General features: G+C 72.0%; 9 protein-coding genes and 2 pseudogenes. 3 read left to right on the top strand and 8 right to left on the bottom strand.

The annotated features are described in order from the left end of the window. Window positions 1–1846: pseudogene (locus tag CCR97_RS16295) on the bottom strand (hypothetical protein); the annotation flags it as partial. A 36-nt stretch (window positions 1847–1882) separates the two neighbouring features. On the opposite strand from CCR97_RS16295, the pseudogene CCR97_RS16290 reads away from it, so the two are divergent. Then, window positions 1883–2176 (top strand): annotated as a pseudogene (locus CCR97_RS16290) (transposase); the annotation flags it as partial. A 23-nt stretch (window positions 2177–2199) separates the two neighbouring features. Here CCR97_RS16290 and CCR97_RS16285 read toward each other — a convergent pair. From CCR97_RS16285 to CCR97_RS16270, 4 genes are all read right to left on the bottom strand, one after another. Beyond that, a complete protein-coding gene (locus CCR97_RS16285) occupies window positions 2200–3225 on the bottom strand; it encodes a YihY/virulence factor BrkB family protein (RefSeq protein ID WP_201159650.1) in 1026 nt (341 codons plus the stop codon). 94 nt (window positions 3226–3319) lie between these two features. Beyond that, window positions 3320–4711 carry a DUF3618 domain-containing protein gene (locus tag CCR97_RS16280; protein ID WP_201159649.1) on the bottom strand — a complete coding sequence of 464 codons (1392 nt, stop codon included), beginning with the start codon at window positions 4709–4711 and terminating at the stop codon, window positions 3320–3322. 4 nt (window positions 4712–4715) lie between these two features. Continuing rightward, window positions 4716–5153: a phage holin family protein gene (locus tag CCR97_RS16275; RefSeq protein ID WP_111360745.1), complete on the bottom strand. Its 438-nt coding sequence runs from the start codon at window positions 5151–5153 to the stop codon at window positions 4716–4718. Between the two features lie 11 nt (window positions 5154–5164). Continuing rightward, complete coding sequence (locus tag CCR97_RS16270) at window positions 5165–5944, bottom strand: hypothetical protein (RefSeq protein ID WP_201159648.1); 780 nt, start codon at window positions 5942–5944, stop codon at window positions 5165–5167. A gap of 258 nt (window positions 5945–6202) precedes the next feature. On the opposite strand from CCR97_RS16270, the gene CCR97_RS16265 reads away from it, so the two are divergent. After that, on the top strand, window positions 6203–7378 hold the full coding sequence (locus CCR97_RS16265) for a vWA domain-containing protein (protein ID WP_111355397.1): 1176 nt from the start codon (window positions 6203–6205) through the stop codon (window positions 7376–7378). 44 nt (window positions 7379–7422) lie between these two features. Beyond that, the gene (locus CCR97_RS16260) at window positions 7423–7854 is read left to right on the top strand and encodes a type II toxin-antitoxin system HicB family antitoxin (protein ID WP_244670486.1); all 432 of its coding nucleotides are present in this window, start codon (window positions 7423–7425) and stop codon (window positions 7852–7854) included. On the opposite strand, the gene CCR97_RS16255 is transcribed toward CCR97_RS16260, so the two are convergent. The 3 genes from CCR97_RS16255 to CCR97_RS16245 form a co-directional block, all read right to left on the bottom strand. Further along, window positions 7738–8025 (bottom strand): addiction module antidote protein, encoded by a 288-nt coding sequence (locus CCR97_RS16255; RefSeq protein ID WP_111355396.1) that lies wholly within the window; start codon window positions 8023–8025, stop codon window positions 7738–7740. The two genes, CCR97_RS16260 and CCR97_RS16255, sit on opposite strands and share 117 nt — an antisense overlap. Next, window positions 8018–8320: a type II toxin-antitoxin system RelE/ParE family toxin gene (locus CCR97_RS16250; RefSeq protein ID WP_111355395.1), complete on the bottom strand. Its 303-nt coding sequence runs from the start codon at window positions 8318–8320 to the stop codon at window positions 8018–8020. Before CCR97_RS16250 ends, CCR97_RS16255 begins: the two co-directional genes overlap by 8 nt. 98 nt (window positions 8321–8418) lie before the next feature. Next, a partial coding sequence (locus CCR97_RS16245) for an AI-2E family transporter (protein WP_201159647.1) occupies window positions 8419–9619 on the bottom strand: 1201 nt, incomplete at its 5' end.

Below are 9619 nucleotides of genomic sequence, written 5' to 3'. Positions count from 1 at the left end.
ACTCGGCCGGACGGCAGCGTCCCGGCGCCCCGATCAGCGGCGGCCGGCAGCGGCAGTTCGGCGGCTCGCCCACGCTGTCGGCCGGGCACCGCACGATCGGCTTGCACCGCGGCGGAATCCCGGTGGTGCCGGGCGGGCATTCGGCCGGACGGCACTGGCCCGGGACGCCGACCAGCGGCGGCCGGCAGCGGCAGTTCGGAACGCGGCCGATGCTGTCCGGCGGGCACGCGCCGATGTCGGGCGACAGGCATCGCCGACCGTCCCAGCGCTGACCGGGCGGACAGCAGTTCGGCCACACGCCGGTCCGGTTCGGACCACAGGTCTGCTCCGGCGCACCGACGCAGCGGCCGCGCCGCTCGACCGTGCCGGGCGGACAGGCGCAGCCGCGGCCCGTCCACACGCGGTCCTCCGGACAGATCGACAGGCAGGTGCGGCGCCGCGTGTCCCAACGCTGGCCGGGCAGGCAGCGCCCGGGATCGCCGCCCGGGTCGGGGACGAGCCGCTGCTCCGGCGGGATCGGCGTCCCTCGCGGCACGCACTGGCCGCCGCGCGGGACGGTGGCGGGTGGGCAGCAGACCCCGGCCGTCGTCATCTGGCCGGCGAGGCAGCACTGGTCGTCGCGGGTGCGGACATAGCCGCTGGCACAAGGCTGGACCGGCTGACCGATCAAGCGAATCGTCCAGCACGCCCGCTTCGTGGTGGCGCCGCCGGGCTGGCCGGGGCCGGCGGTCACCGGCGGGGTCTCCTGCGGCCGCGGGCGTTCCTGGGTTCGGTCGGGGTCGCCAGGTCGGCGCGGCGGCGAGACCGGCCCGGCGGCGGCCTGCCAGTCGAGCTCGCCGCACGCGGTCCGCTCGATCGGGGCCGGCGGCTGTGCCGTGACGTCGGGGGCGACGCGCCCCTCGAACCGGATCGCGACCTGATCGCCGGACGCGAGCCCGCAGTCCTCGACGCTGCAGGTGACGACGTCGCCGGCCTTCCGGCAGGCGACGGCCGAGGCGGGGCAATGGCGCCCCGTGGTGGTGACTTGCGGCGCGGCGAAGGCCGAGCCCGGCGGCAGCGTGATCCGCTGCGTCAGCGACCCGCGGCCGAATCCGCCGCGACCCGTGACCGTGAACTCGAAACGAGAGCAGTTGGGCGGGATGCACGGCCCCGTTCCGGTCGCGACGTAATCGAGGAACCACTGCGGCGGAACGACGACGCCGGGATTGCACTGGCCGGCCGCGTCGGGTCCGGTCCCGTGGCCCACCGGGCTGGCCGGCGAGGCGACCACCTCCGTCCACCCGGCCGGGCAGGTCTTCAGCGGAGACTTCGGGCATTTCCAGCACAGCTCGGAGGCCGGAGGGCAGCCGGCGATCTGAACCGGCGCCGTGCCGTTCCAGCAGATGCCGTTGGGCCGTGGCAGGCCGGTCGGCTGGAATCCCTGCAGGCATGCCGACGCGTCGGAGTCGGTGGTCGAGCCGTTGGCGCAGGGCGACCGGCACGCGCCGGTCGGCCCCGGAATCTGGTTCAGCGGGCAGCACTGGAGCCCGTTCTCCTTGAGATGCGTGCCGACCGGACAGAGCGGCGGCGGTGGCCACGGACCGTCCGGACCGGGCCCGATGGGGCCGGGCCCGGGCGGCAGGTCCGGCATGCCCGGCCATGGGAAGGCGGCCTGCTGCCCCGGCCCGGGGGTCGGAGGCGTCGCGCCGATCGGCGCGGGCGGCGGCCCGGGGACCGTCGGCGTGCAGGTGCGGAACACGAGCAGGCCACCCATCCAGCCGCGGATCGCCGGGTCGTCGAGCCTCTCGTCGAAGTCGATCGCCCAGATGGCGTCGGCACCGTCCTGCCGGCCGGCGAGGCCGTTCACCGCATGCGGGCTGCCCAGTCGAGCGCCTGCGGATCAAGGTCCCCCAGGCTCGGCTTCGTGCTCGCCGACGGCATCTATCGCGGCAAGAAGCTCGTCGAGGCGCTCGCCCCCTGCGGCCGCTGGACCATCGAGATCTTCGAGCGGCCGCGCGGCGTCAAAGGCTTCCAACTCCTGACGCGCCGGTGGGTGGTCGAGAGAACATTCGCCTGGTTCGGCCGCTGCCGCCGCTTGGCGAAGGATTTCGAGCGATCCATCGCGACAGCGACCGCTTGGCTCCTCGTCGCACACCTGCGGCTCCCCACCCGCCGCCTCGCCAGACCCTGTCAATAAAGGCCGAATTTCGAGTCAGGCTCTCAGGTGCGGGAGGCGCGACCGAGCCCGCCCTCGGGAGACTTGCGCGGCATTTCGGGGTCCTGGCACTCCAGCTCGGCATCGAGCTCGGCGCCGACCAGGATCACGATCGACGACAGCCAGATCCAGGTCATGAAGCCGATCGCCGCGCCGAGCGTGCCGTAGGTCGCGTTGAAGCTGCCGAAGTTCGCCGCGTACCAGGAGAACAGCGCGGACGCGCCGAGCCAGGCGATCGCCGCGAAGGCGCTGCCCCACGAGATCCAGCGCCAGCGTGCGGTGCGGCGGCTCGGGCCGAACCGGTAGATCACGGCGAGCGCGAAGGCGAGGACGAGCAGCAGCACCGGCCAGCGGCCCCACTGAACGACCGTCGCGGCGGTGCTTTCCAGTCCGACATAGCTGAACACGATCGGCACGACGACGACGGCCGCGAGCGCCAGCAGGATCAGCACGAGGCCGGCCAGCGTGAAGGCCAGCGACTGCACGTTGAGCATGACGAAGCTGCGCTTCTCGTCCTCGTCGTAGACGATGTTGAGCGCATCGAAGATCGCCTTCATGCCGGCATTCGCGCTCCACAGCGCGGCACCGACGCTGATCAGGAAGGCGACGCCGAGGCTGGAGCGGCCCTGCTCGGCGAGGCGCTGGAGCTGGCCGCCGACGACCTCGATGGCGCCGCCAGGCAGCACGGTCGAGAGCTGATCGATCTGCCCGGTGAGCTGGCGCGGATCGGTGAACAGCCCGTAGATCGAGACCAGCGCGGCGATCGCCGGGAACAGCGCCAGCAGCGCGAAGAAGGTGACGCCGCCGGCGATCGAGGTGACGCGATCCTCGGAGAAGCGCCGGTAGACGCCTTTCAGGGCCGGCCACCAGCCGCGTCTTTTGGGGCGCTGCTTCGAGGGGGAGAGATCGTCGCGGCGCAGCGCCGTCGTGGGGGCCGCCTCGCGGCGGCCGTAGCCGAGCGCCAGCAGCGCGGCCGAGAGGCCGAGCACCACGAGCGGCGACCGGTCCGGTGGAGGGGAGGGGGGCTTCATCGGGTGCGTGGTCGCCGGGCGGGTCGCGCTGGTCTGCTCGATGGCTGGAACGGGAGCCGGCCGGCCCTTTTACGGGCCGGCCGTGGATTCGTGATCAGGACCGCTTTCCCGGCTGGTTCGGGCGGCTCGCGCCCGGCGTGGTCGCCGGCGAGGGTGAGCTCGTGGCGGGCGAACCCGGCGAGGTGAAGTGCGTCGCCGAACCCGGCCCAGACGGAGCTGACCGTGTGCCGGCACCTGCCGTCGCCAAGCCGGCACCAGCCGGCTCGGGGCTGCGCTGCGCCGCGTCGCGCTTGGGCTCGCTCTTGCTGCCGGACGCATCCTTGCCCGTCGCCTTGTCGACGTCGCCCGCGAGCTTCTCCTTGGCGTGCTCGAGCTCCTCGCGGGTGCTCTCCTTGGCGGCGTCGGCGACCGCGGCGACCTTGTCGCCGAGCTCGCTCGCCTTGTCGCCGAGGCCCCGCGCCCGCTCGCGGAGGTCTTGCGCCACGCCCTGCGCCGCGCCTTGTGCGGAGCCGGTCGTGAGACCCTGCTCCTCGGCCGCGTCGCGCACCCGCTCGGCGACGCGGCCGGCCGCGTCCTTGGCCTCGCCGTAGTAGCTCCGCACCGCCTCCGAGGCCGCCTGCTTCATGTCGTCGGCGGCCTCGCCCATCAGCTGATCCTCGGTGCGCGAGCGTGGCATCGCGGCCCCGATGAGCGCCCCGAGCGCGAGGCCGACGGCGCCGACCACGAGCGGCTGCTCGCGGACGATCCGCATCAGCCCGGCCTGGGCGTGCGACGCCTGATCGGCGATGCTCTCGCCGACCGAGCGGGCGCGCGCATACGCACCTTGACCGAGATCGGCGGCACGGTCGTAGGCCTCGTGGCCGAGGTCCGCGGCGCGCTCGTAGGCTCCCGACGCGGCGTCGTAGGCGCCGCGCCCGACCCCGGTCGCACGGTCGCCGAGATCATGGGCGCCACGGCGGACCCCGTCGGCGGCGCTCGACGCGAGACCGGCGGCCCGGCCGGCGGCGTCGCTCGCGCCCTCGTAGGCGCTGCCGGCCGCATCGCGGGCCGACGTGGCGGCACCGCTCGCGCCGGACGCCATCGACGAATAGGCGCCGCGTGCCTTGCCGGCCGCCGCCTGTGCCGCGCTGCTCGCCGTATCGGCGGCGTGGCGGGCCGTGCCGGCCCCGTCGTACTGCGAGGCGGTGCGGGTCGTCGGGCCGGGATAGGGGGAGGGCTCCGGCACGATCGACGGCGCCGGCGCGCGGCGTGGCGCGAACATCAGCCAGGCGAGCCCGGTCGCCACCAGCGCCACCGGCAGCGGCGAGGCGCGCACCTGGCGGCCGAGATTCTGGACGAACTCGCCACCGCCGTGGCCGCGGGCGAACTCCATCGCCTGGTCGACGATCTCGCCCGGCGTCATGCGGTCGCGCAGCGCCTCCAGCGTGTCGGAGAGCTGGGCGCGCTGGCGCTCGGCCTCGGTCTCGATCTCGCGAGCGGTCGGCATCGGATCACCTCACCTGATTGCGCGCGACGGCCGCGTCGCTCTGGAGCTGGGACAATGTGCGGTTCGGCGTCAGGTTCTCGGCCTTGAACCGGCCGGCGCCGACCAGCGCCAGGATGGCGCCGACCAGCAGGGTCGCGCCGCCGACCAGGAGGGCGGCCCAATGGGCCTGCCAGCCGGCATCGATCATGGCCGCCACGGCGGCCTGCAGCAGGATGACGAGGCCCGGCATCACCAGCACGGCGCCGACCGCGACCAGGGCCACGCCGGTGCCGACCTGACCGATCTTCTCGCTCATCTCGGTGCGGGCGAGCCGCGTCTCGGTGCGCAGCAGCGTGGTGACCTGCTGAATCAGATCCGTGAACAGCGCCGGAACGGAGCGATGATCCTGGACGCGGCGGTCGTGGACGGGCTGGTCGTGGAGACGGGTGTCTTCGAGACCCATGACGTCTCTCCTCAGAACTCGTTGTGGGGGAAGGCGGCCGGATTGGTTCGCGCGCCGGGGCCCGCGGCGGCGGGGCTGCGCGGCGACGTGCCGGCCGCGCTGCCCGGATGCGGCTGCAGGGGCGGGCTCGTCGTGCGGCGCGGCGATCCGGACGCGCTCGCGGTCGTGCCCGCGTGGCCGGTCGTCTCCGGCGCGCCGCTCTTGAGGAAGCGGGCGAGCGCGAAGCCGGCGACCAGCGACAGGCCGAAGAAGGCGGCCGTGTTGTTGCGGGCGAAGCGCTCGGTGTCGCGGGCCAGATCCTCGACGCTCTTGTCGCGCACCGACTGCGAGATCGTCTCGAGCTGCGAGGCGCCGCGGCGAATCCACGCGGCCGCCTGCGGCATCTCGTCGTCGAGGTCGTCGGCGGCCGAGGAGATCGCCCGGGCGACGCCGCGCACGCGCTGCGCGCCGGCCTGCTTCTGCTCCTCCGCGAGCGAGCGCCCCTTCTGCTGCAGCGGCTCGGCCATCGCGGCGGCCTGGTCGCGCATGTCGGCCGCCACCGAGACCACCTCGTCCTTCACGCTGCCGGCGACGTTCTTGGCATTCGCCGCGACCTGCCTTACCTCCTCGGCGACCTGCTCGGCGTCGCGGCGCAGCTCGTCCTGCGAGCTCCCGGCTTGCGGGCTGCCCGCCTGCGGGCCTCCCGGACGCGCGCCGGCGGACGGTCCGCCCGCGGACGATCCGCCCGCACCGGATGATCCCGAGGTCGCTTGCGACGGTGAGGTCGAGCCGGGCCTGGACTGGTTCTGCATGGCGACGCCATCCCTGTCGGGCGCGGCGGGCGCCGCGCCGGTGCTGTTGTTTCGACGATTGAACGCGGGGGCCGACTTGGAGGACGCGTCGCGATCGCCGCGACGCGTCGGCCGCGATCTTCGGCTCAACGTCAGGGGGTTGGCGGAGTTCCGCGAACGGGGGCGTTCGGCTCGACCGCCGGGGCCACCCCGCTATACTGGCGCGGCGCGATATGCGTGCGACGCCCGCGGCCCGACCGGCCCGGGCCGGAGGGCGGCATGTTCATCAGCTTCTTCCATGCGCTCAAGAGCGCCGGCCTGCCGGTGACGCTGCGCGAGTACCTGACCCTGATGGAGGCGATGGACGCCGACCTCGCCGGGCGCAAGGTCGAGGACTTCTACTATTTGTCGCGTGCCCTCCTGGTGAAGGACGAGCGCAATCTCGACAAGTTCGACCGCGTGTTCGGCACCGTGTTCAAGGGCTTCGAGTCGACGGCCGAGGCGATCACGGCCGAGATCCCGGCCGACTGGCTGAAGAAGCTCGCCGAAAAATACCTCACCGAGGAGGAGAAGGCGCAGATCGAGGCGCTCGGCGGGCTCGACAAGCTCCTCGAGACCATCAAGCAGCGCCTCGCCGAGCAGAAGGGCCGCCACCAGGGCGGCAACAAGTGGATCGGCACCGGCGGCACCTCGCCGTTCGGCGCCTACGGCTACAACCCGGAAGGCATCCGCATCGGCCAGGAGACCAACCGGAATTTTCGCGCCGTGAAGGTGTGGGACAAGCGCGAGTTCAAGGACCTCGACGACACGGTCGAGCTCGGCACCCGCAACATCAAGGTCGCGCTGCGGCGGTTGCGAAAGTTCGCGCGCACGGGCGCGCCCGAGGAGCTCGATCTCGACGGCACCATCAAGGGCACGGCCCACAAGGGCTATCTCGACATCCACATGCGCCCCGAGCGCCACAACGCCGTGAAGGTGCTGGCCTTCTTCGATATCGGCGGCTCGATGGACTGGCACATCTCGCTGACCGAGGAGCTGTTCTCCGCCGCGCGGCTGGAGTTCAAGCACCTCGAGTACTACTACTTCCACAACTGCCTGTACGAGCGCGTGTGGAAGGAGAACAAGCGGCGCTGGGACCACACGACGCCGACCTTCGACGTGCTGCACACCTATCCGCACGACTACAAGGTGATCTTCGTCGGCGACGCCTCGATGAGCCCCTACGAGATCGTGACGCCGGGCGGCTCGGTCGAGCACATGAACGAGGAGGCCGGCCAGGTCTGGCTCGACCGCGTCACCCGCACCTACCCGGCCTGCGTCTGGCTCAACCCGGTGCCCGAGGACCAGTGGGAGTACACGTCCTCCATCCGCATGATCCGCCAACTGATGGGCGGCCGCATGTTCCCGCTGACGCTGGAGGGGCTCGACAGGGCGATGCGGGAGCTGGTGAGGTAGGGGCGGGCATATCCAAACAGCTGGTTGGGACCGAGACTGATCCGATGTCCCACTACATCGCGCTGATCCACAAGGACCGCGAGAGCTGCTACGGCGTGTCGTTCCCGGACGTGCCCGGCGTGATCACGGCCGGCGATACGAGCGACGAGGCGATGCGCAACGCCGCGGCCGTGCTCGTCTTCGCGGCGGAGGATTGGTCGGATCTCGACGGCGCCGCCTTCCAGTCGCGCCGCACCATCGACGCGCTGCGCCGCGATCCGGCGTTTCGCGAGACGCCGCCGACGCCATCGTCGCAGCGGTGCCATTCCGGGTGGCCGCGGCGGCAGAGTGACTTCGAGACCGGGCTTGCTCGAAACCAGTCAGGCCGCGCGTTGCTTCGGCTCGAGCTCCAGCCCGAGAGCGCCCAGCACGCGCATGACGGTGTCGAACTCGACCCGCGTCTCGCCACTGAGGGCGCGATAGAGATTTTCCCGTGAGAGCCCCGTTTCGCGTGCGACTTCGGTCGTTCCGCGCGCCCGCACCACGGTGCCGATCGCCTTGGCGATGAACGACGCGTCCCCGGTCTCGAACGCCTCGGCCAGGAACGCGGTCACGTCCTCTTGGGTGTCGAGAAACTCTGCGGCGTCGAACTTTCTCAGTTCAGGCATCGTCCTTCTCCAAATCCGTCAATGCCAGTCGCGCCGTCTCGATGTCGCGGGACTGCGAGGACTTGTCGCCGCCGCAGAGGACGACGAAGGCATCACCGCGTTGCGCGTAGTAGACCCGGTAGCCGGGGCCGTGGTGAACGCGAAGCTCGCAGATCCCACTGCCGACCGCGGCAACGTCGCCGGGGTTGCCGTCGGCGAGTCGCATCAGCCTGACGACGATCTTCTGCCGCGCCTTGACGTCCCGCAGGCCGCGAAGCCAACGGGAGAACGCCTCGGTCTGGTAGACCTCGGTCATCGTCGCTCACCTCGACCCTGCACGAATGTAGCGTATACGCTACAGTATCGCAAGGCGGAGGCGCACACCGGTCTCACGCCGACGCCGGTCCCGTTCCCTCACTCCCCCGGCGCGAGCGCATCCTTCGTCGCGGCCGGCGTCGGCACCGCGGCCCCGATGCCTTGCGCCAAAGCGGAGGGGCCGGCGGGTGGGACCGAGGCGGTCGTGGTCGGCGGGGCGGCGGCGCGGCGCCAGGCGTCGAGGAGATTGACGAAGACGCCCAGGAGCGTCGGGCCGATGAACAGGCCGAGGAAGCCGAAGGCGAGGAAGCCGCCCAGCACGCCGAAGATGATCAGGGTGAGGGGGAGCGCCGCCCCGAAGCTGACCAGCCAGGGGCGGATCACGTTGTCGACGGTCGAGACCATGATGCCCCAGGCGACGATGAAGATCGCCCAGCCGGTGTGGCCGAGCGTGAACAGCCACCAGCCGGCGCCGCCCCAGATGATCGCCAAGAGGATGCCGAACTGGCTGAGCGCGATCAGCATGGAGACGAAGCCGAGCACGCCGGCCCCCGGCACGCCGGCGAGCAGCAGCCCGAACGTCATCAGGCCGGCCTGGATGGCGGCCGTGCCGACGATGCCGTAGGCGACGCCGCGAACCGAATCGGCCGCCGTGTCGAGCGCCGCGCCGGCCGTGTCGCCGCCGAGCCGCACCGTCACGTCGCGGATGGCGTGGCCGATCGTCTCGCCCTGCAGCCACAGGAGCGTCGCGACCGCGAGGGACACCAGCACCTGGAAGATGCCGTCGGCGAACGCCTTGGCGATCTCGACGAGCGCGCGCTGCAGCTCCGCCGAGTAGGACTTGAACACCTCCTGGACAATGCTGCTCGGGTCGGCGAGGTCGGTCCAGACGCGGCGGATCGGCTCGTCGATGAACGGGATGTTGGCGAGCCACCCGGGCAGCTCCGGCATGCCGGCGAAATAGGTCTGGGCCTGCTGCAGGCCCTTCACCAGCCGCTCGGCGAGGCCGGGCGCCAGGAACACGGCCGGCAGCCCGATGGTGGCGATGGCAGCGAGCAGCAGGAGGCTCGCGGCCAGCACGGTCGACGAGCCGTGCCGCACCAGCAGGTCGCGCAGCGGCCAGGTGGCGATGGCGAGGATGCCCCCGAACAGGATGCCGGTGATGAACGGCTTCACCACCAGGAACACGCCGAGCAGGAGCGCGACGAAGACGGCGAGCGCCGTCATCCGCTCGATCAGGCTGGCCGTGGAGGCGAGCTTGGCGGCCAGCACCTCCTTGGAGGCGTCCGGGTGGGTGGGG

It is taken from the genome of Rhodoplanes elegans (assembly GCF_016653355.1).
GTDB lineage: Bacteria > Pseudomonadota > Alphaproteobacteria > Rhizobiales > Xanthobacteraceae > Rhodoplanes > Rhodoplanes elegans.
The sequence above is the reverse complement of the archived record's forward strand: the minus strand, read 5'-3'. Positions and strand labels throughout refer to the sequence as shown.